Annotated in this window: 20 protein-coding genes, 1 tRNA gene and 1 pseudogene; 15 read left to right on the top strand and 7 right to left on the bottom strand. The window is 72.9% G+C overall.

The window, feature by feature from the left end; translation table 11 throughout:
* Nucleotides 1–177: 177 nt before the first annotated feature.
* Together OJ254_RS27805 and OJ254_RS27810 are read right to left on the bottom strand one after the other, a co-directional pair.
* Nucleotides 178–265, bottom strand: a tRNA-Leu gene (locus OJ254_RS27805).
* Nucleotides 266–936: 671 nt separating this feature from the next.
* Nucleotides 937–1,278 (bottom strand): chorismate mutase, encoded by a 342-nt coding sequence (locus OJ254_RS27810; protein ID WP_265364572.1) that lies wholly within the window; start codon nt 1,276–1,278, stop codon nt 937–939.
* A gap of 162 nt (nt 1,279–1,440) precedes the next feature.
* Here OJ254_RS27810 and OJ254_RS27815 point away from each other — a divergent pair, with 162 nt between their 5' ends.
* A complete protein-coding gene (locus OJ254_RS27815; RefSeq protein WP_265364573.1) occupies nt 1,441–1,593 on the top strand; it encodes a hypothetical protein in 153 nt (50 codons plus the stop codon).
* A gap of 7 nt (nt 1,594–1,600) precedes the next feature.
* Nucleotides 1,601–2,449 (top strand): formate dehydrogenase accessory sulfurtransferase FdhD, encoded by an 849-nt coding sequence (gene fdhD, locus OJ254_RS27820; RefSeq protein ID WP_265364574.1) that lies wholly within the window; start codon nt 1,601–1,603, stop codon nt 2,447–2,449.
* 6 nt (nt 2,450–2,455) lie between these two features.
* Here fdhD and OJ254_RS27825 read toward each other — a convergent pair whose 3' ends face one another.
* Nucleotides 2,456–2,902 carry a MarR family winged helix-turn-helix transcriptional regulator gene (locus OJ254_RS27825; protein WP_265364575.1) on the bottom strand — a complete coding sequence of 149 codons (447 nt, stop codon included), beginning with the start codon at nt 2,900–2,902 and terminating at the stop codon, nt 2,456–2,458.
* 136 nt (nt 2,903–3,038) lie between these two features.
* Here OJ254_RS27825 and OJ254_RS27830 point away from each other — a divergent pair, with 136 nt between their 5' ends.
* Together OJ254_RS27830 and OJ254_RS27835 are read left to right on the top strand one after the other, a co-directional pair.
* Entirely contained in the window at nt 3,039–3,980 is a 942-nt protein-coding gene (locus tag OJ254_RS27830) for a quinone oxidoreductase family protein (protein ID WP_265364576.1), read from the top strand.
* Between the two features lie 223 nt (nt 3,981–4,203).
* Entirely contained in the window at nt 4,204–6,180 is a 1,977-nt protein-coding gene (locus tag OJ254_RS27835) for a sialidase family protein (RefSeq protein WP_265364577.1), read from the top strand.
* Here the strand turns inward: OJ254_RS27835 and OJ254_RS27840 are convergent.
* Nucleotides 6,063–7,205: a bile acid:sodium symporter family protein gene (locus OJ254_RS27840; protein WP_265364578.1), complete on the bottom strand. Its 1,143-nt coding sequence runs from the start codon at nt 7,203–7,205 to the stop codon at nt 6,063–6,065. The two genes, OJ254_RS27835 and OJ254_RS27840, sit on opposite strands and share 118 nt — an antisense overlap.
* Before the next feature lie 202 nt (nt 7,206–7,407).
* Between OJ254_RS27840 and OJ254_RS27845 the strand changes: the two genes are divergently transcribed.
* From OJ254_RS27845 to OJ254_RS31805, 10 genes and pseudogenes are all read left to right on the top strand, one after another.
* Nucleotides 7,408–8,271 (top strand): LysR family transcriptional regulator, encoded by an 864-nt coding sequence (locus tag OJ254_RS27845; protein WP_265364579.1) that lies wholly within the window; start codon nt 7,408–7,410, stop codon nt 8,269–8,271.
* 261 nt (nt 8,272–8,532) lie between these two features.
* Nucleotides 8,533–10,358 (top strand): annotated as a pseudogene (locus OJ254_RS27850) (AMP-dependent synthetase/ligase).
* Between the two features lie 110 nt (nt 10,359–10,468).
* Nucleotides 10,469–10,753 (top strand): hypothetical protein, encoded by a 285-nt coding sequence (locus tag OJ254_RS27855; RefSeq protein ID WP_265364580.1) that lies wholly within the window; start codon nt 10,469–10,471, stop codon nt 10,751–10,753.
* Nucleotides 10,720–11,475, top strand: a complete 756-nt coding sequence (locus tag OJ254_RS27860) for a hypothetical protein (protein ID WP_265364581.1) — start codon at nt 10,720–10,722, stop codon at nt 11,473–11,475. The genes OJ254_RS27855 and OJ254_RS27860 overlap by 34 nt, the downstream gene beginning before the upstream one ends.
* A 14-nt stretch (nt 11,476–11,489) precedes the next feature.
* Nucleotides 11,490–12,323 (top strand): aldo/keto reductase, encoded by an 834-nt coding sequence (locus OJ254_RS27865; RefSeq protein WP_279351904.1) that lies wholly within the window; start codon nt 11,490–11,492, stop codon nt 12,321–12,323.
* Between the two features lie 182 nt (nt 12,324–12,505).
* Complete coding sequence (locus OJ254_RS27870; protein ID WP_265364582.1) at nt 12,506–13,297, top strand: VOC family protein; 792 nt, start codon at nt 12,506–12,508, stop codon at nt 13,295–13,297.
* A gap of 117 nt (nt 13,298–13,414) precedes the next feature.
* On the top strand, nt 13,415–14,494 hold the full coding sequence (locus tag OJ254_RS27875; protein WP_423836044.1) for a DUF1266 domain-containing protein: 1,080 nt from the start codon (nt 13,415–13,417) through the stop codon (nt 14,492–14,494).
* Between the two features lie 30 nt (nt 14,495–14,524).
* The gene (locus OJ254_RS27880) at nt 14,525–15,904 is read left to right on the top strand and encodes a cryptochrome/photolyase family protein (protein ID WP_265364584.1); all 1,380 of its coding nucleotides are present in this window, start codon (nt 14,525–14,527) and stop codon (nt 15,902–15,904) included.
* 145 nt (nt 15,905–16,049) lie between these two features.
* Nucleotides 16,050–16,865, top strand: a complete 816-nt coding sequence (locus OJ254_RS27885) for a YihY/virulence factor BrkB family protein (RefSeq protein WP_423835973.1) — start codon at nt 16,050–16,052, stop codon at nt 16,863–16,865.
* Nucleotides 16,775–16,966, top strand: coding sequence for a YhjD/YihY/BrkB family envelope integrity protein (locus OJ254_RS31805; RefSeq protein ID WP_423835974.1), 192 nt, complete (start codon nt 16,775–16,777; stop codon nt 16,964–16,966). Before OJ254_RS27885 ends, OJ254_RS31805 begins: the two co-directional genes overlap by 91 nt.
* 39 nt (nt 16,967–17,005) lie before the next feature.
* On the opposite strand, the gene OJ254_RS27890 is transcribed toward OJ254_RS31805, so the two are convergent.
* Entirely contained in the window at nt 17,006–17,317 is a 312-nt protein-coding gene (locus tag OJ254_RS27890; RefSeq protein WP_265364585.1) for a 4a-hydroxytetrahydrobiopterin dehydratase, read from the bottom strand.
* A gap of 127 nt (nt 17,318–17,444) precedes the next feature.
* On the opposite strand from OJ254_RS27890, the gene OJ254_RS27895 reads away from it, so the two are divergent.
* Entirely contained in the window at nt 17,445–18,263 is an 819-nt protein-coding gene (locus OJ254_RS27895) for a helix-turn-helix domain-containing protein (RefSeq protein WP_265364586.1), read from the top strand.
* Nucleotides 18,264–18,275: 12 nt separating this feature from the next.
* On the opposite strand, the gene OJ254_RS27900 is transcribed toward OJ254_RS27895, so the two are convergent.
* Nucleotides 18,276–18,650 carry a nuclear transport factor 2 family protein gene (locus tag OJ254_RS27900; RefSeq protein WP_265364587.1) on the bottom strand — a complete coding sequence of 125 codons (375 nt, stop codon included), beginning with the start codon at nt 18,648–18,650 and terminating at the stop codon, nt 18,276–18,278.
* A gap of 136 nt (nt 18,651–18,786) precedes the next feature.
* Entirely contained in the window at nt 18,787–19,770 is a 984-nt protein-coding gene (rfbB, locus tag OJ254_RS27905) for a dTDP-glucose 4,6-dehydratase (RefSeq protein WP_265364588.1), read from the bottom strand.
* Between the last annotated feature and the right edge of the window lie 13 nt (nt 19,771–19,783).

Below are 19,783 nucleotides of genomic sequence, written 5' to 3' on the forward strand. Positions count from 1 at the left end.
CGCTCGCCCCGTAGGCCGGTCTTCAGGATACTCCCGACGAAAGGGTATGGAACAGGCCCAGAGCCTCTTTTTCAGATAATTTCCGACATTCCCCGCGACCACCCCTCCGCGCGCCTCCCAGACGCCCCAGAAATGCAGAAAACCCCTGGTCAACCAGGGGTTTCCAGGGGATCTCAGTGGTGTCCGAGGGGGGACTTGAACCCCCACGCCCGATAAAGGGCACTAGCACCTCAAGCTAGCGCGTCTGCCATTCCGCCACCCGGACTAGGTGTGATCTTCGCGGGGCGTTTCCCGCGGCGACGTGGACAACCATACCAAGGTTTCGGAGTGCCTTTCACCTGGCAGGGAGCCCCCCGCACGTACCTGGCCCTCCCGCCGCGGGGCGCTGCGCTTTGCGGTGCCTCCCACGTACCCGTCTCTCCCGCCGCGGGGCTTGTTCGCCGTTGCGCTTTGCGGCGCCCCGCACGTACCTGTCTGCGGCGCCGCGGGTCGTCTCGCCGTAGCGCCTGGCGGCGGGCGTTGTTTTGTCGGGTGCGGTGCCGGCCCTCCAGACTTCGTCCTCCGGTCCAGCCCCTCCCGTGAGTGGGAGGTAAGAGCTGGTTGGGGCGGGCGTCATCTGTTGCCTGCGGGCACGTAGGCATTACGTGCACCCCCACCGGCCAAAACTTTCCCCCTCACGGGAGGGGACGGGCCGGAGGGGCCGGTTGTGTGGACGTAAAGCGTCAGCAGTCCACACAACCGGCCCCGGAGGCCCGTCACCGCACCCAACAACCACCCAGCCCGCCGCTGGGGGCACCTCCCAGCGTTAGCTGGGGGAGCAACGGCGAACAACAACCGCGGCGCCGCAGACAGGTACGTGCGGGGCGCCGCAAAGCGCAACGGCGAGAAACCACCACGGCGGGACAGACAGGTACGTGGGAGGCAAACCCAAGCGCGTCACGCGTGGTTCTGTCGCGCGATCGCCTTATGGTGGCGGACCACTTCATCGATGATGAAGTTGAGGAACTTCTCCGCGAACGCCGGGTCCAGCCGGGCTTCCTCGGCCAGGCGGCGCAGGCGCTCGATCTGGGCCGCCTCGCGGGCCGGGTCGGCGGGCGGCAGGCTGTGCCGGGCCTTGAGCTCACCGACCTGCTGGGTGCACTTGAAGCGCTCGGCGAGCAGATGCACCAGCGCGGCGTCGAGGTTGTCGATGCTGCCGCGCAGATAGCGCAGTTGCTCACGGGCTGCCTGGTCGGCGACGGTGGCCGCTTCGCCGGCCGCCGGTGTCCCTTCGCTCATGTGCCTCTCGCCATCGTCGGTCGGTACTTCGCTGGTGATCGGATGCACATTACCCGGCCGAGGGGCGCCGGCCGGGTACGGTCTCGCGGATCGGACCAGCCGGGACGTGGTCAGTCCCCGTCAGGCGTCGGTGCGTTCGCGCTCGGGGTGCGTAGGGCGGGTGTGCGCGCGCTGCCGGCCACCGGCGGTCGGGAGCGGGCGGATTTCGGCCCGGCTCCCGGCGGTGGCGTCGGTCCGCACGTGCAGGACAATTACGTGCAGGACAATGAGGTCGTGAAGCGCTTCGACCACCAGCACATACCGAACCGGGACTGAGGACGACATGGGACGAGTCACGGAGCGACGCAAGGTCATCCGCATCCGGGACGGGGCGGTCTCCACCCGTCCGGACACGCTCGTCGCCGAGGAGCCCCTGGAGATCCGGCTGAACGGCAAGCCGCTGGCGATCACCATGCGCACCCCGGGCGACGACTTCGCGCTGGCGGCGGGATTCCTGGTCAGCGAGGGGGTGCTGGGCGGCGCCGGCGATCTGCAGAACATCCTGTACTGCGCGGGTGCCACGGCGGACGGCGCGAACACCTACAACGTGGTGGACGTGCAGACCGCGCCGGGCGTGGTCCTCCCCGACATCACCCTTGAGCGGAACGTCTACACGACCTCGTCCTGCGGACTGTGCGGCAAGGCCAGTCTGGACGCGGTGCGTACGACGGCCCGCTGGCCGATCGACGACACCCCGCCGCTGCGGCTGGCGCCGGAGCTGCTGGCCGGGCTCCCCGACCGGCTGCGGGCGGCGCAGCGGGTCTTCGACCGGACCGGGGGGCTGCATGCGGCGGCCCTGTTCACCGAGGACGGCGAGCTGCTCGACATACGGGAGGACGTGGGGCGGCACAACGCCGTCGACAAGCTGATCGGCCGGGCGCTGCAGAACGGGCAACTGCCGCTCTCCCGGACGGTTCTGCTGGTTTCGGGCCGGGCGTCGTTCGAGCTGGCGCAGAAGGCCGTGATGGCGGGGATTCCGGTGCTGGCCGCGGTCTCGGCGCCCTCGTCGCTGGCCGTGGACCTGGCGGCCGAGACGGGTCTGACCCTGGTGGGCTTTCTGCGCGGTGCGTCGATGAACGTGTACGCGGGTGAGCACCGCCTCGCGCTGCCCGCGCCGGCCGCGACGGGCTGAGGCCGGTCACCGGTCCGGCGCGACGATCTTGCCGAGCAGGGTGATCAGCTGGGCGCGTTCGCCGGGGGTCAGGGCCGCGGTGAGTTCCGCGTTGGCCTGATCGCCGAGCTGCTGGGTGCGGCGGAGCCGCTGTCTGCCGGCGGTGGAGATCTCGACGGCGTTCTTGCGCCGGTCCTTGGGGTCGGGGGTGCGGGTGACCAGTCCGTCCTTCTGCAGGTCGTTGACCAGCGTGACCATGTCCTTGGGATCGATGCCGACGGTCCGGCCGAGGTCCGCCTGGGAGACCGGGCCGAGCTCGTCGACCGCCGACAGGACGGCGTGGTGCATCATCCGCATGCCCTCGGTGGCGAGGGCGTCGGCGACCAGGCGGTGGCCGCGGGCCGCGGCGCGGCCCAGCAGCCAGCTGGGGAGGGCGCGGATACGGCTGGGGGCGTAAGGGGTGTCGTCGGACATGGGACCACCGTAGCGAATTCCATGGGGAGGACCAACGAAAAACCATTGGCACGCCCAATGGTTTGCGGTTACCGTTGGGGCACCCAATGAAACCGGCCGGCGTCCGTCGGCCGACTCTCCCTGGAGGTGCCGGCCCATGCGCCGAGTCCGATTCCATTCCTACGGCGGTCCCGAGGTCCTGCGCGTCGAGGAGGCCGAGGCGCCGGTGCCCGGTCCCGGTGAACTCCTGGTCCGTACCGAGGCGATCGGCGTCACGCTGCCGTGCGTGCGGCGGGTGCGCGGCGACGGCAAGGGCGGCGGCGATCCGCTGCCCTCGATGCCCGGCGGGGAGATCGCCGGCGAGGTCGTCGCGCTCGGTCCGGACGTCACCGGCTTCGCCGTCGGCGACCGCGTCACCTCGCTCACCCTCACCGGCTCGTACACCGAACTCGCCCTGGCGCCCGCCTTCCTGGCGAGCCGGATACCGGACGGGGCGAGCGCGGTGGAGGCGGTGGCCCTGGTGCGCAGCGGGCATGTCGCGCTCGCCGCGCTGAGCACCGCGAACCCGCAGGGCGCCGAGTCGGTGCTGATCACCGGCGCGGCCAGCGGCACCGGGCACCTCGCGGTCCAGCTGGCCAAGTTGCAGGGGGTGCCGCGCGTGGTGGCCGCCGTCAGTTCGGCCGCCAAGGCGGAGTTCCTGTACGGCCTGGGCGCCGACGAGGTGGTGACGTACGACCAGGAGTCCTGGGGCGAGCCGGTGGACGTGGTGCTGGACGGCGTGGGCGGCGAGGTGCTGCCGTGGGCGCTGGCCGCGGTGGCCGAGGGCGGCCGGCTGGTCTTCTTCAACTCCGGTGGCGGGACGATCCCGGCGTACGAGCTGCTGGCCGGTTCCAAGACCGTCACCGGGCTGACCATGCGCCGGTTCACCACCGTCCACCGGGAGCGGTACGAGGCCCACCGCGAGCAGCTGTGGGAACTGGCCGGTTCCGGGCGGCTGCGGGCCGTGGTCCATGCCGAACTCCCGCTGGCGGACGCCGCGAAGGCGCACGAGATCATCGAGGGCCGGACCAACCTCGGCAAGGTCGTGCTGCGGCCGTGAGCACCGGCGACCGAAGGTCTCGCAGGCCGGGAGGGCGGCGGATGTGCGGACCGGAGGGCGGGGCGGATGCGACCGGGCGGGTGAATTCCGGCTGGGGCAGGGAGAACCGTCGCACGCTCCTTGTCGCGGTCCGCACGCGGCAGTAGCTTCCGTCAGGGATGCACATAGGACGTGGGATGTCCTGATGACCCGACCGCCGATCCCTCGAAGGGCAGGCCGGACCATGACGTCAGTTCTCCGCGCACACCCCAGCCCCCGCCGCAGATCCAGGCGCCGCCGCGCCGCCCTCCTGCTCTCCGCGCTGACCGCCGCGGCCCTCTCCCTCCTGCCGAACTCCCCCGCCCAGGCGGCGTCTGACGTGGCGTCGGGCACGCCCGGCGCCACCGCGGCCGCGCCGCCGGCCGGCGGCTTCGAACAGCAGGTCCTCTTCAAGGCCGCCCAGGAACAGGGCTACTTCTGCTTCCGGATACCGGCCGTGGTCAGGTCCACCCACGGCACCCTGCTCGCCTTCGCCGAGGGCCGGCGGCACGACTGCGGCGACTCCGGCGACATCGACCTCGTCCTCAAACGCTCCACCGACGGCGGCCGCACCTGGGGCCCGCTCCAGGTCGTCAACCGCGGCGACGGCGACACCCACGGCAACCCGGCGCCCGTCGTGGACCGCCGTACCGGCCGCATCGTCCTCGGCGAGACGTACAACAAGGGCCGCACCGACGGCCTCAGCTGCGACGTGCCGTGCGATCGCACCCCGCACCTCCAGTACAGCGGCGACGACGGCGCCACCTGGTCCGCGCCGCGTGATCTGACGTCCGACATCCGACCTGCACAGTGGAACTCCTGGTACGCCACCGGCCCCGTGCACGGCATCCAGCTCACCCGCGGACGGCACGCGGGCCGGCTGGTCTTCGGCATCAACGCCGAGAGCTACGCGGGCAACCGGGTCACCGCCAACCACGCCGCCCTGGTCCACAGCGACGACGACGGGGACACCTGGAAGGTCGGCGCGCTCGACACCTGGCCGATCGCCCCGGACAGCACCTTCCGGCAGAAGCCCTCGGAGATGACGCTGCTGGAACGCTCCGACGGCGCGATCTACGTCAACGGCCGCGAACAGGACGGCACGGACCTGGGACATCGGACGTGGGCGGTCAGCCGCGACGGCGGCGACTCCTTCGCCGCGCCGTTCCGCGCCCTCCCCGACCTCTACACGCCGATGGTGCAGGCCTCCGCGCTGCGCCTGCCGCACTCGTCCGCCGCCGGCGGCCGCAGCCGCACCCTCTTCGCCGCGCCCGCCGACCCCGACCGCCGCCGGACCATGACCATCCGCTCCTCCTGGGACGAGGGCCGCACCTGGGAGGGCGTCGACCGGGGCGCCCGGGTCACCACCGACTGGTCCGGCTACTCGGACCTGGTCGCCGTCTCCCCCGACGTCACCGGCCTGATGTACGAGGGCGGCCGGGTCGACGCCCGGGACGAGATCCGCTTCGTCCGCTTCACCGAGGAGTGGCTCGGCCCGCGCCGCGGCCCCGACCCCACGACCCGCGACACCGCCCCCGGCGCCCGGCCCGCGCTCGTCCTCGGCGGTCCGCGGCGCACCGACGGCCGGTTCGGCGGGGCGCTCGACTTCGACGGCAAGGACGACGCCGTACGCCTGCCGTTCCGCACCTCCCTCCCGCTGGGCGCACACGACTTCACCTGCAGCCTGTGGTTCCGCTACGAGACCGGGACCGGCGAGCAGCCGCTGCTGTGGATGGGCGGCGTGGGCACCAGGACGCCCCAGGTCGCGCTGGAGGGCGATCCGGCGAACGGCAGGATCGTCGCCCGGCTCACCGCCGTCGACGGCGCCAAGCCGGCCGCCACCGCCCAGGCCGTCACCAACAGCGCCTACAACGACGGCGACTGGCACCATCTGGCGCTGCGCCGCACCGGCGGCCGCCTGCTGCTCACCGTCGACGGCACCGAGACCACCGTCGTCCCCGACGTCCCGGGATCGGTCAGCCGCGGTTCGGTCTTCGGCGTCCACCTCGGCCAGAAGCCGGACGCCCGCGCGCAGTTCACCGGCGCGCTGGACGAGGTGCGGGTCTACCGCCGGGCGCTGACCGACGCGGAGCTGTCCGGCGTCCGCGAGGACGACGCCCCGGTGCGCGCGCCGCTGGTGCTGGGGCTGTCGTTGGACCGGGTGACCGGGCCGGGCAGGTAACTGCCGCCCTCGGCCGCCGCGGCGGGATCGCCCTCCCGCCGCGGCTCCGGTTCCGTCTCCGCGCCCCACCGCCGGGCCAGCACCGCACACACCATCAGCTGCATCTGGTGGAAGAGCATCAGCGGCAGCACCGCCAGGCCGGCCTGGGCGCCGAACAGCACGCTGGCCATCGGCAGCCCGGCCGCCAGGCTCTTCTTGGACCCGGCGAAGGTGATCGCGATCCGGTCCGCGCGGCCGAAGCCGAGCCGGCGCGCGCCGTACGACGTCCCGGTCAGCATCACCGCGAGCAGCACGGCCTCCACGCCCAGCAGGCACAGCAGCCGCAGCGGTGAGACCTGGTGCCAGATGCCCTGGACCATCCCGGTGCTGAAGGCGCTGTAGACGACGAGGAGTATCGAGCCGCGGTCCACGTAGCCGAGGGCCTTCTTGCGGCGGGTGAGGAACGGCCCGATCCAGCGGCGCAGCAACTGCCCGGCCAGGAACGGGAGCAGCAGCTGGCAGACGATCGAGACCAGCGAGCCGGCCGAGAACCCGCCGCCGTCCCCGTGCAGCACCAGCCCGGCGAGCAGCGGCGTGACGACGATGCCGACGAGGCTGGAGAAGGAGCCGGCGCAGATCGCGGCCGCGACGTTGCCGCGGGCGAGGGAGGTGAAGGCGATCGACGACTGGACCGTCGAGGGGACCAGGCACAGGAACAGCAGCCCGGTGTAGAGGGCGGGCGGCAGGACGTACGGGACGAGTCCGCCGGCGGCCAGGCCGAGCACCGGGAAGACGGCGAAGGTGCAGGCCAGGACGGTCAGGTGGAGCCGCCAGTGGCGCAGGCCGGCCATCGCCTCGCGGGTGGAGAGCCGGGCGCCGTAGAGGAAGAAGAGGAGCCCGACGGCTCCGGTGGAGGCGCCGTCGGCGACCGTGGCGGCCGGTCCGCGGGCGGGCAGCAGTGCGGCCAGGGCGACGGTGCCGACCAGCGCCAGGATGTAACCGTCCACGGGCAGCCAGGAGGGCGGCTTGGGCAAAGGGCGGCGCATGGTCTCTCTTCGGTGGTCCGGCGGCTGACGGGCGGTGCGGTGCGGGGTGGACGGTGCCCCGTCCAGGGTGCCGGGCGGTGCGGCGATCGGGAAGCCCTCTTACCGTGGTCACTGTCATCATGAATTGCGATGGCCCGGCACCCCCGAAGGGGTGGGTGTCCCTGATCGCCGGGCGCCGGTCGCCCCCGCCCCTGGAGGTGTCATGTTCGAGCCCGTGCAGCTGCGCACCTTCCTGGCGGTGGCGCAGACGCTCAGCTTCACGCAGGCCGCGCAGCGGATCGGAATGCGGCAGTCCACCGCGAGCCAGCACGTGCGGAAGCTGGAGGAGGCGGCCGGGCGGCGGCTGTTCGTCCGGGACACCCATGGGGTGGAGCTGACCGAGGACGGCGAGGCGATGCTCGGGTTCGCGCGCACGATCCTGGAGGCGAACGAGCGGGCCGCGAGCTTCTTCGCGGGGACCCGGCTGCGCGGGCGGCTGCGGTTCGGCGCGTCCGAGGACTTCGTGCTGACCCGGCTGCCGGAGGTCCTCGAAGGGTTCCGGCGGGACCACCCCGAGGTCGATCTGGAGCTGACCGTGGAGCTGTCGGGCACGCTGCACGAGCTGCTGGCGGCCGGGCGGCTGGATCTCGTGCTCGCCAAGCGGCGTCCGGAGGAGACCGGCGGCCGGCTGGTGTGGCGCGACCGGCTGGTGTGGGTGGGCGCCGAGCGGCTGCGGCTGGATCCGCAGCGGCCGGTCCCGCTGGTGGTCTTCCCGCCGCCCGCGGTGACCCGGGCCCGGGCGCTGGAGGCGCTGGAGCGGCAGGGCCGGGAGTGGCGGATCGCCTGCACCAGCGGAAGCCTCAACGGACTGATCGCCGCAACCCGGGCAGGTCTGGGCGTTATGGCGCATACCAAGGGCATGATCCCGCCAGGTCTGGTTCAGATTCCGCCACGGTCGGGTCTGCCGGAACTGGGAGGCGTGGATTTCGCTCTTCTCCATGGGCGGCGCGATCGCGCGGCCCGGGGTCCGGCGGAGGCACTGGCCGAGGCGATCCTGGCCGGCGGCGACCGGCTGCAGCTTCCGTAACGGCCTGACCACGGACGTTCCGCGAACAGCGCGGGCGATCCGGTGTCAGGTGCAGAGATTTGGTGCAGATATGGTCCCGGCGTCGTGATCGTACGGCGTTGAACAGCCCGGATCGTGTCCCTGCTTCTCCGAAGTCATCCGTTTTCTCCTCTTGGCGCGTTCCCGCGGGGACGCCTTCGCGCCATGGCAAGGGCCTGCCGGACCTCGTCCCCGTGGGGTACGGTCGCGGCCTTGTGAGCAACACCACGAGGAGCTAGGTCATTGCGCGAGTTCACCGTCCCCCCTCTGGCGACCGCGCCCCGGGTCGGCGGGCTGGCGGATGCCGTGTACGACAACGCCGAGACCGATCCCGGACGCGTCGCGCTGGCCCGCAAGGACGACGCGGGGAACTGGCAGGACGTCTCCGCCGCCCAGTTCCGGGACGAGGTGATCGCGCTGGCCAAGGGCCTGCTCGCGCAGGGCGTCCGGTTCGGTGACCGGGTCGGCATCATGTCCCGCACGCGCTATGAGTGGACCCTGTTCGACTTCGCGCTGTGGTCGATCGGCGTCCAGTCCGTGCCGCTGTACCCGACGTCCTCCGCCGAGCAGGTCTTCTGGATGCTGCACAACGCGGGCGTCTCGGCGTGCCTGGTCGAGCACGAGGACCACGCGATGACCGTCGGCTCGGTCATCGACCGGCTCCCGCAGCTGCGCAAGCTGTGGCAGCTGGACGCCGACCCGGTGGCCGAACTGACCGCGGCGGGTGCGCACATCGACGACGACGTGGTGCACCGCCACCGGATGGCGGTCACCCCGGACGCCACCGCGACGATCATCTACACCTCGGGCACCACCGGCCGGCCCAAGGGCTGTGTGATCACCCACGCCAATTTCATGGCCGAGTCCGACAACATCGTCATGCGCTACGAGACGGTCTTCACCTCGAAGCCGAACGACGAGGCGGCGACCCTGCTGTTCCTGCCGCTGGCGCACGTCTTCGGGCGGATGGTGCAGGTCGCGCGGTCCGCGGCCGGGTCAAGCTGGGCCACCAGCCCGAGCTGGCGGCCCGGGCGCTCCTGCCCGACCTGCAGACCTTCCAGCCGACGTTCATCCTGGCGGTGCCGTACATCTTCGAGAAGGTCTTCGCCGCGGCCCGGCGCAAGGCCGAGGCGGAGGGCAAGGTCGGGCCGTTCGACAAGGCCGTGGAGATCGCGGTCCGCTACGCCGAGGCGCAGGAGAACAAGGCGTTCGGCACCGGCCCGGGCCCCGGCGCCTCCCTGCGGATGCAGCACCAGCTCTTCGACAAGCTGGTCTACAGCAAGGTCCGTACGGCGATGGGCGGCCGGGTGCGGCACGCGATGTCCGGCGGCTCGGCGATGGGGCGCCGGCTCGGGCTGTTCTTCGCCGGTGCCGGGGTGCGGATCTTCGAGGGCTACGGCCTGACCGAGAGCACCGCGGCGGCCACCGCCAACCCGCCCGAGCGGACCCGCTTCGGCACGGTCGGCACGCCCGTCCCCGGCACCACCGTGCACATCGCGGAGGACGGCGAGATCTGGCTGTACGGCGGGCAGGTCTTCCACGGCTACCACAACGACCCCAAGGCGACCGACGCGGTGCTGCACGACGGCTGGTTCTCCACCGGTGACCTGGGCGCCCTCGACGAGGACGGGTATCTGACGATCACCGGCCGGAAGAAGGAGGTGCTGGTCACCTCCGGTGGCAAGACGGTCTCGCCGGTGTCCCTGGAGGAGCGGGTGCGGGCGCATCCGCTGGTCGCGCAGTGCATCGTCGTCGGCAACGACCGGCCGTTCATCGCCGCGCTGGTCACCCTCGACCCGGAGGCCGTCGCGCACTGGCTGACCATGCGCGGCAAGCCGGAGATGCCGCCGTCGGACCTGGTGCGCGACCCGGACCTGGAGACCGAGATCCGGCGCGCCGTGGTGGCCGCCAACACGCTGGTCTCGCAGGCCGAGTCGATCCGTACGTTCCGGATACTGGCCCATCAGTTCAGCGAGGAGCACGGGCTGCTGACGCCGTCGCTGAAGCTCAAGCGCAAGGCGATCGAGACGGCGTACTCGGTCGAGGTGGACGCGCTGTACAAGGGCTGAGGCCCTCCCGGGCCGGGGGTTTCGGCCCGGCCCGGCTCCCCCGTGCGGCGGAGCCGGATCGGCCCCGGGCACGAGGACCCGCGGGCCGGCGGCGCAGCAGACTCCGCTGCATGGACTCTCGCCGCCTCCCTCTCCTCGGCCGGATCGCGGTCGTCGCCTGCCTGCCCTATCTGGCACTCAAACTGCTGTGGGTGCTGGGCTTCGACGTCGGTGTGGTCGACAACCACCGCATCGGCCGCGCCGCCTGGTTCGCGGCCAACCTCTTCACCTTCCTGCTGGACGCGGTCGCGGCGGTGGTGGCGCACACGCTGACCCGCCCGGGCGGCCGGCGCGCCCCGGCCTGGCTGCTGGCCTTCCCGCTGTGGATGGCCTCCGGCTGCTGGTGCCGCTGCTGACGGGGCTGGTGGGCGGCAGCGTCGCCGGTCTCCTGACGGGCCGGCCGAATCCGCTGGCGGCCGGGGACTTCCTCGCGCCGTGGGTCTTCGGGGTGGTCTACGGCGGCTTCCTCGTGGAGGGCGTGACCCTGCTCGGCGCCTTCGCGGTGTACGCGCACCAGCGGTGGGGCGGCCTGCTGCGGCGCCCGGTGGACGCGCTGCCGGACACCGGGAGCCGGGCGCTTCAGCGGATCTTCCTGGTGCCCGCGGCGGTGCTGCTCGCCGTCCTGGGCGGGGTGCGGGTGCTGTGGGGCGCGGGCTCGACGCTCGGGGTGCCGGCGGGTGACGCGACCGGGCGTACGGTGCTGACCGCCGCGGCGGACTGGTCACAGGGGCTGCTCTCGCTCGCCGGCGCGGCCGGGCTGCTGCTCCTGGTCCTCCCGCGGCTCGGGCCCCGGCTGCGGGTGCGGGTGCCGCTCGCCCTGGCGTGGACGGGCGGGGCGTCGGCGTTCGCGTGCGGCGGTTGCCTGTGGCTGGGCCGGGCGGTGGCCGACGGCCTCTCCCCCGGTGCGCCGGCGGTCTCCGGCGGGCTGCCGGGCCTGGTGGGCGCGCTGGAACTGTTCGCCGGGGTGGTGGTGCTCTGCGCGGGGAGCTTCACTCTCGGCGAACTGGCGGCCGGCGTGCGCGGGAATGCGCCGGGGCGGATGATCGTTGAACGATTCGGAACACGAACGTCGACGTAAGGACCGATCCCCCCGTGAGCAAGGTTCCGTCCATCACGCTCAACAACGGCATCGCCATGCCGCAACTCGGCTTCGGCGTCTGGCAGGTCGAGGACGACCAGGCGTTCACCGCCGTCGGCCAGGCCCTGGACGCCGGGTACCGCAGCATCGACACCGCGGCGATCTACGGCAACGAAGAGGGCACGGGCAAGGCGCTCGCCGCCTCGGGCATCCCCCGGGACGAGCTGTTCGTCACGACCAAGCTGTGGAACTCCGACCAGGGCTACGACGCGGCGCTCCGCGCCTTCGACGCGTCGCTGACCAAGCTCGGCCTGGAGTACGTGGACCTCTACCTCATCCACTGGCCGGTCCCCTCCAAGGACGCGTACACCGAGACGTACAAGGCGTTCGAGAAGATCCTCGCCGACGGCCGGGCCAGGGCCATCGGCGTCTCGAACTTCCTCCCCGGTCACCTGGAGCGGCTGCTGGGCGAGACCTCCGTCGTCCCGGCGGTCAACCAGATCGAGCTGCACCCGCACCTCCAGCAGGAGGAGTCCCGCGCCTTCCACGCCCGGCACGGCATCGCCACCGAGGCCTGGTCGCCGCTCGGCCAGGGCCGGGGCCTCCTGGACGACCCGATCATCGGCGGGATCGCCGCCAAGCACGGCAGGACGCCGGCCCAGGTGGTGCTGCGCTGGCACCTCCAGATCGGCAACGTCGTCATCCCGAAGTCCGTCACCCCCTCGCGGATCGTCGAGAACATCGACGTGTTCGGCTTCGAGCTGGACGGCGACGACCTCGCGACGCTGGCCGGGCTGGACACCGGCAAGCGCCTCGGCCCGGACCCGGCCACGTTCGACGTGGCCTGAGTCCCGCCCGCACGGCGCCGCCCGGACCTCCCGGGCGGCGCCGTGTGGTGTGGCCCTCCGGGCCCGAGTGGCGGGGTCGGCGGACGGCAGGAAGTGTGGAGGGAGGAGCGTGCGGCGTCCCCGGGCGCACCCGGCGGGCGGTTCACGCGGCCCGGCCCGCCCCTGCCCCCGAGGAGGCCACGATGCCCGACGTCACCTCTCCCTACCAGCCCGGGACCCCCTGCTGGGTCGATCTCGCGGCCCCCGACCAGCAGGCCGCCATCGATTTCTACGCGAACGTCTTCGGCTGGACCGGTGAGATCGGGCCTCCCGAGACCGGCGGATACGCGGTGTGCCAGCTGAAGGGCAGGCCGGTGGCCGGCATCATGGCCGCGATCGCGATGGACAACCAGCCCCCGCCGCCCACGGTGTGGACGACGTATCTCGCGGCCGACGACGCGGACACCGCCGCGGAGGCGGTCAGCAAGGCCGGCGGCACGATACTGATGCCCGTCACGGACGTGATGTCGCTCGGCCGGATGTGCATCGCGGCCGATCCGACGGGGGCGGTGTTCGGCGTCTGGCAGGCCGTCGACTTCCCGGGCGCGGGCATCGTCAACGAGCACGGCGCGCTGATCTGGAACGAGCTCAACACCACCGACCGTTCCGCCGCGGCCGCCTTCTACCGCGCCGCGCTGGGCATCGAGAACGTCCCCCTGCAAGGGGCCGACAACTATTACGCGCTCAAGGTGAAGGACCGTGCCGTGGGCGGGATGCAGCCGATGTCCGAGCAGATGGCGCCCGATACGCCGTCGCACTGGCTGGCGTACTTCTCGGTGGCGGACACCGACCGGACGGTCGAGAAGGTGACCGCGGCCGGCGGTGCGGCGCTCCAGCAGCCGTTCGACATGATGGCCGGCCGGATGGCCGTGGTGACGGACCCGCAGGGCGCCACCTTCGCCGTGATCACCCCGAATCCGCTGAACCAGGGCTGAAGACCGCGGCCGGGCCGTCGGGCCGGGGCCGCAAGCGGCTTTGCCGGGCCGGCAACCCCGGAGTCCGCGGCGCGCGGCGGTGATCGTAGGGTCGGGGCCGTGGCAACTCCGGGATGGATGCCGCCGACGGACACCGAGCGGCGGCTGTGCGAAGCGACGGCGCGGGGTGACGGGGACGGACAGGTCGCCGCGATCGCCGGCGAGGACCTGTATCTGGCGGCCCCGCAGCAGGGTCAGGACCCGCTGCCCGTCTACGACGATCCGGCGGTGGGCGGGACATGCATCCCCGTCCTGACCCGCGGCATGCTGCCGCCGTGGCAGCCGCAGCAGTTCTTCGACCGGGTGTCGCTGGAGGAGCTGGCGCAGGACTGGCCGAACGACAAGTGGCGGCTGGCGGTCAATCCCGGCACGCCGTGCGCCGCGTACCTGGCGGCCACGCCCGCCCACCGGGCCGGCTGGCTGCGGATCCGGGCCCAGGTCGGGGTGCGGCCGGGCGGGCTGCTGGTCACGCACTTCGGCGGTCCGCTGCACGGGCCGGTGGCGCGGGGGCTGGCGTGCGGCGCGCCGCTGGCGGTGCACCACAGCGTGCCCTGGAACGAGCTGGGCACCGCGTTCCTCGACCCGGCGACGGATGCCGCCACGCTGCGCGAGCAGTGGTCGGTGACCGAACCGGTGAGCTGGCAGCAGCGCCTGGAGGAGCTGCTGGCGGGCCGGTTCGCGCCGGCGGACGCCGAGGCGGCGCTGCGCGCCCGGGCGGACCGGCGCGGCGCGGACGGCGGGGACGGGCACGGGGAACGGGAAGCGCCGGCGGACGCCGGCCACACCGTCGCGCCGGACCTGCCCGAGCTGGTGACCCGCTACGAGGAGCGGTTCCGCGCGGACGGGCTGCTGCCGGCCGGCGGCCAGGTGGTGTCCGTGGTGGCGCTGGACCTCGCCCATGCCGTGGCCCTGGTCCGGTGGGGTCTGGGCGCCCGGCTGTGCGCGCCGCCGCAGGCCGAGCAGGCGGTCCAGCGGGCCGCGGCACGGGCCGGGGAGGTCTACGGCTCGTGGGAGGAGTTCGCCGCGGGCTACGCGCTGGGCCGGGTGCTGGCCTTCGACCACGGCTGGTTCGGTGCCGCGTACGCGGAGACGGTGCATCTGCACCGGGTGCTCACCCAGGACGCGTCCTCGCCGTGGCGGGGCCTGCCGTTCGCCTGATCCCGCCGCGGCCCGGTGTAGAGAGGGGCCATGGATGTGGCGATCTGTCTGTTCAGTTCCGATCTGCGGGTGCACGATCAGCCGGTGCTGCGGGCCGCGTCGCGGGCCGCCACGCGGGTGGTGCCGCTGTTCGTGGTCGATACCGGCATCGCGCGGGCCGGGTTCATGGTGCCCAACCGGGCCGCCTTCCTGGCCGGTGCGCTGGCGGACCTCGATGCGCAACTGCGTGAACGGGGCGGCCGGCTGGTCATCCGTACGGGCGACGTGGTGGCCGAGACCTGCCGGGTCGCGGCGGAGGCCGGGGCCGGGGAGGTGCATCTCGCGGCCGGGGTGAGCGGCTATGCGCAGCGCAGGGAGCGGCGGTTGGCCGAGGCGCTGGCCGGGGACGGGCGGGCGCTGGTCGTCCACGACGCGGTGATCACCGCCGTCCCGCCGGGTGCGGTGCTGCCCACCGGGCCGGGCCGGGACCATTTCGCGGTCTTCACCCCGTACTTCCGCCGCTGGCGGGCGGAGAAGCTCCGGGCGATGCTGCCGGCCCCGCGGTCGGTGCCGGTCCCGGACGGGGTGCGGTCCGGCGCGGTGCCGTCGGCGAAGGAACTGTGCCCGCGCGGGCGGCCGTCGCCGGCGCTCCCGGAGGGCGGCGAGCGGGCCGGCCGCCGCCGGTTCGCGTCCTGGCAGCGGTCCGGTCTGGCCGCCTACGAGGAGCGGCACGACGACCTGGCGGGTGATGCCACCTCGCGGCTCTCGCCGTATCTGCACTTCGGCTGTCTCTCGCCGGTGGAGCTGGTGCACAAGGCGTCCGGGCGCTCCGGGGCCGGGCCCGAGTCCTTCGTACGACAGCTGGCCTGGCGGGACTTCCACCACCAGGTGCTGGCCGCCCGCCCCGACGCGGCGGGCGCCGACTACCGCGCCCGGGGCGACCGGTGGCGGCGGGTGGACACGGAGGTGGCGGCCTGGAAGGAGGGCCGCACCGGGATCCCGGTGGTCGACGCGGCGATGCGGCAGCTGCGGCACGAGGGGTGGATGCACAACCGGGCCCGGATGCTGGTGGCCAGTTTCCTGACCAAGACCCTGTACGTGGACTGGCGGGTGGGCGCCCGGCACTTCCTGGACCTGCTGGTGGACGGCGATGTGGCCAACAACCAGCTGAACTGGCAGTGGATGGCGGGGACCGGGACCGACACCCGGCCCAACCGGGTGCTCAATCCGCTCGTGCAGGCCCGGCGGTTCGACCCGGAGGGTGAATATGTGCGGCGCTGGGTCCCGGAGTTGGCGGACCTCGGCGGGGCCGCCGTGCACCGGCCGTGGCGGCTCGACGCGCCCGAGCGCGCCGCGTACGACTACCCGGAGCCGCTGGTGGACCTGGCGGACGCGGCACTGCGGTTCCGGCGGGCGCGCGGGCAGGAGTAGCCGTACGGGCGGTAACGTCGCCGCGCCGCCGCCCGGTGGGCGGCGGGCACCGTGGCGTGGGCGGTCCCGCCGCCGGGGGATGATGCAGGACGTACCGACGGAGAGGACGGATGACGACATGGGCGACAGCGGGATGCGTCGCGGAATGGACCGGACACTGCTGGACCGGGCCCTGGGGGCGGCCGGGCCCCGGCAGCCGGCCACCCGCCCCACCTGGGCCCAGTGCCGCACCGCGCTGCGCCGGACACCGCTGTCGGTGTGGCACGACGACGTCACGGACTGGGCGGCGAGCCTGACGTACTACTCGGTGCTGGCGCTGCTGCCGACGCTGATCGTCACGGTGTCCCTGATCGGCCTGGCCGATCCGGCGGCCACCGAGCAGCTCGTCGACCAGATCAGTTCGCTGGCGCCGGCCGGGTCGGGCGGCACCGTGCACCGCGCGCTGGCCACCATGGCGCAGCAGCGCACCGCGGCGTGGGTGGTGGTGGGTGGTGCGCTGGTCAGCGCGTTGTGGTCGTCGTGCAGCTATCTGGCGGTGTTCCGCCGGGCGCTGCACGCCATGCACCGGACGAAGGACGACCGGCCGCCGTGGCGCAAGGCGCCGCGCATCCTGGCCACCGCGCTGCTGCTGATGGCGCTGCTGATCAGCAGCGCGGTGGCGCTCCTGGTGAGCGGGCCGATCGCGGCCTGGGCGGGCCGGGCGCTCGGGCTGGGCGACGCCGGTGAGGCCACCTGGAACCTGCTGAAGTGGCCGCTGCTGCTGGTCCTGGCGGCCGTGCTGGCCATGGTGCTGTTCCGGTCCGGGCCGCCGAGCTCTCGCGGGGTGCGGCGGGCGGCGCCCGGCGGGGGGTCGCGGTGCTGCTGTGGCTGGTGTCGTCGGCGGGCTTCGCCTTCTACGTCGACTGCGTCGGCACCTTCAACCGGCTCTACGGCTCGCTGGCGGGGCCGGTGGTGTTCCTGATCTGGCTGTGGTTCTCGCACCTGTCGCTGCTGTCGGGCGCGCAGTTCAACGTGGAGCTGGCCCGGGCGGGCCGGGTGGTGAAGCCGCGCTCGGGCGACTGAGCGCGGCCCGCCCGGGGGGCACGCGGGTGCCCGCGCCGGTCAGTGCGCGCCGTGTGCCCCGGCGATCTCCTCGATGCGGCGGGCCAGACCGAAGTCGAGGTCGGTGACCCGGCCGCCGATGCTGTGGGTGTTCACCGCGACGGTCAGCCGGTTGTAGCCCAGCGTCAGATCGGCGTGGTGGTCCAACTCCTCCTGGATCCGGGCGATGTGCATGACCATCACGGCCGCCGGGAGGTGTCCCGGGAAGTGGTAGCTGCGGCGCAGCAGGTCCTCCTCGACCGACCAGCCCGGCAGCTCCGCGAGCCGCTCCTCGATCTCCTTCTCGCCGAGCGGTTCCACCTGGGCGCCCATCGCGTTCCCCTCTCACCGGTGCCGCCGTGCCGCCGCCGTGCGCGGTGACGTCCCGTCACCACGGTCCGCGGGCGGTTCCTGACAATTCGATCGTACGTCGGACCGCCGATCGATTACGGTCATCGCCATGACGACTGTTGCCGCGCCGGCCCCGCCGGAGACGAGCACGGGTGTGGGCGCGCTGCTGCGCGAATGGCGTGACCGGCGCCGGATCAGCCAGCTGGAGCTGGCGCTGCGCGCCGACTCCTCCGCCCGGCACATCAGCTTCATCGAGACCGGCCGCTCCCGCCCGAGCCAGGAGATGGTGCTCCGCCTGGCCGAACACCTCGACGTGCCGGTCCGGGAGCGCAACGCGCTGCTGATCGCCGCCGGCTACGCCCCCACCTTCCCCGAGACCCCGCTGGACGACCCCGCCATGGATGCGCTGCGCTCCGGTCTGGACCGGTTGCTGTCCGGCTACGAGCCGTTCCCCGCGCTGGTGGTCGACGGGCTCTACACCGTCCAGGCGGCGAACCGCGGCATCACCATGCTGCTGGCGGACGTCGATCCGGCCCTCCTCCAGCCGCCGCTGAACGCCATGCGGATCACCATGCACCCGGGCGGCCTGGCGCCCCGGATCCGCAACTACCTGGAATGGCGTGAGCATCTGCTCGGCCAGATGGAGCGCCAGCTGGCCCTGATGCGGTCCGCGCCGCTGCGTGCCCTCTACGAGGAGGTGAGCGGCTATCCGCTGCCCCCGGGCGGCCGCGAGCGGGCGTCCTTCGGCGGTCAGACCCCGTTCGCCCTGCCGATGATGATCGAGCACGACGGCCGGGTGCTGTCCTTCATCTCGACCATCGCCACGTTCAACACCCCGATGGACGTGACCGTTTCCGAACTGGCGGTGGAGACCTTCCTCCCTGCCGACCCGGAAACGGTCAGCTATCTGCAGACACCGGCCGGATAACGGGCCCGCCCGTCACATGGCGGGCACCCGGTCCAGGAACCCCACCACGGTGCGGATCCGCCCGTCGTCGGCCAGCCGCACCACGTCGAACCCGGCGACCGGCGCCGTGCCGTCCGGCGCCACCAGCTCCCAGCCGAACCGCGCCACGTCGTGGTGCCCGTCCACGTCCCCCAGCTGCCGGAAGACGAACCCCGGGAACTGCGCGTGCGCCCCGGCGATCACCGCCGCCAGCCCGTCCTGGCCGGCCACGTCGGCCAGCGGGTCGGTGTAGGTGGCCCCCTCGTCGAACGCGGCGGCGACGGCCTTGCCGAGCGCCTCCTCCTCGGTCGCGTTCCACGCCTCGAAGTAGCGTGCCACCGCGTCCGCGTACCGCTGCTGCTCCGTCATGATCTGCTCCTCGTCACGTTGACACCACGAATGGGATCCCGGTTCGCGGGCCGGAGTGCGCCGGCCCGTGAACCGATGCCCTCAGCTTGCCGGGCGGCGCGGCCGGGGTCGATGACGTCCGAGGTAATGGCCCTCGTCAGCGGGGGTGCGCGGCGCGCAACGGCTGCCACCAGCCGGGGTTGTCGCGGTACCAGGCGACGGTGCGCAGCAGTCCGGTGCGGAACGGCACCTCGGGGGCGTAGCCCAGCGCGCGCAGTTTGCGGTCGTCGAGGGCGTAGCGGCGGTCGTGGCCGGGCCGGTCGGCGACGTGGCGGATCCGGTCCGAGCCGGCGCCGCAGGCGTCCAGCAGCAGCTCGGTCAGGTCCAGATTGGTCAACTCCTCGCCGCCGCCTATGTGGTAGACCTCGCCGGGGCGGCCCCGTTCCAGTACGAGCTGGATGCCGCGGCAGTGGTCGTCGACGTGCAGCCAGTCGCGGACGTGCCGGCCGTCGCCGTAGAGCGGCACGGTCCCGCCGGACAGCAGGGAGGTCACGAACAGCGGGATGACCTTCTCCGGGTACTGGTACGGCCCGTAGTTGTTGCTGCAGCGGGTGATGCTGGCGTCCAGTCCGTGGGTGCGGGCGTAGGACCGGACGAGGAGGTCGGCGCTCGCCTTGGTCGCCGCGTAGGGCGAGTTGGGCAGCAGCGGGCTCTCCTCGGTCCACGCGCCGTCCTCGATGGAGCCGTACACCTCGTCGGTGGAGATCTGGACGAAGCGCGGCACGCCGGTCCGGCGCACCGCTTCCAGGAGGGTGTGGGTGCCGAGCACGTTGGTGCGGACGAAGGCGTCCGCACCGGCTATGGAGCGGTCGACATGGGACTCCGCGGCGAAGTTGACCACCGCGTCGTGCCCGGGCAGCAGGTCGGCGAGCAGCGGGCCGTCGCAGATGTCGCCCCGGACGAAGGTGAAGCCGGGGTGGTCGCGCACCGGGGCGAGGTTGGCGGGGTTGCCGGCGTAGGTGAGCTTGTCCAGCACGGTGACCCGGACGTCCCCGGCGCCAGGGTACGCCCCGCCCAGCAGGCCGCGCACGTAGTGCGAGCCGATGAACCCGGCGGCACCGGTGACCAGCAGGCGCGTCACGGTGTCCGCTCCG

Source organism: Streptomyces endophytica (genome assembly GCF_026153355.1).
Classification (GTDB): domain Bacteria; phylum Actinomycetota; class Actinomycetes; order Streptomycetales; family Streptomycetaceae; genus Streptomyces; species Streptomyces endophytica.

Coding starts and splice junctions, on each gene's coding strand:
- OJ254_RS27825 (WP_265364575.1), bottom strand. CDS start 2,902: ATGTCCGACGACACCCCTTACGCCCCCAGCCGTATCCGCGCCCTCCCC.
- OJ254_RS27870 (WP_265364582.1), top strand. CDS start 12,506: ATGCCCGACGTCACCTCTCCCTACCAGCCCGGGACCCCCTGCTGGGTC.
- fdhD (WP_265364574.1), top strand. CDS start 1,601: ATGGGACGAGTCACGGAGCGACGCAAGGTCATCCGCATCCGGGACGGG.
- OJ254_RS27810 (WP_265364572.1), bottom strand. CDS start 1,278: ATGAGCGAAGGGACACCGGCGGCCGGCGAAGCGGCCACCGTCGCCGAC.
- OJ254_RS27900 (WP_265364587.1), bottom strand. CDS start 18,650: ATGACGGAGCAGCAGCGGTACGCGGACGCGGTGGCACGCTACTTCGAG.
- OJ254_RS27895 (WP_265364586.1), top strand. CDS start 17,445: ATGACGACTGTTGCCGCGCCGGCCCCGCCGGAGACGAGCACGGGTGTG.
- OJ254_RS27840 (WP_265364578.1), bottom strand. CDS start 7,205: ATGCGCCGCCCTTTGCCCAAGCCGCCCTCCTGGCTGCCCGTGGACGGT.
- OJ254_RS27835 (WP_265364577.1), top strand. CDS start 4,204: ATGACGTCAGTTCTCCGCGCACACCCCAGCCCCCGCCGCAGATCCAGG.
- OJ254_RS27830 (WP_265364576.1), top strand. CDS start 3,039: ATGCGCCGAGTCCGATTCCATTCCTACGGCGGTCCCGAGGTCCTGCGC.
- OJ254_RS27875 (WP_423836044.1), top strand. CDS start 13,415: ATGCCGCCGACGGACACCGAGCGGCGGCTGTGCGAAGCGACGGCGCGG.
- OJ254_RS27855 (WP_265364580.1), top strand. CDS start 10,469: ATGGACTCTCGCCGCCTCCCTCTCCTCGGCCGGATCGCGGTCGTCGCC.
- OJ254_RS27885 (WP_423835973.1), top strand. CDS start 16,050: ATGGACCGGACACTGCTGGACCGGGCCCTGGGGGCGGCCGGGCCCCGG.
- OJ254_RS27890 (WP_265364585.1), bottom strand. CDS start 17,317: ATGGGCGCCCAGGTGGAACCGCTCGGCGAGAAGGAGATCGAGGAGCGG.
- OJ254_RS27880 (WP_265364584.1), top strand. CDS start 14,525: ATGGATGTGGCGATCTGTCTGTTCAGTTCCGATCTGCGGGTGCACGAT.
- OJ254_RS27845 (WP_265364579.1), top strand. CDS start 7,408: ATGTTCGAGCCCGTGCAGCTGCGCACCTTCCTGGCGGTGGCGCAGACG.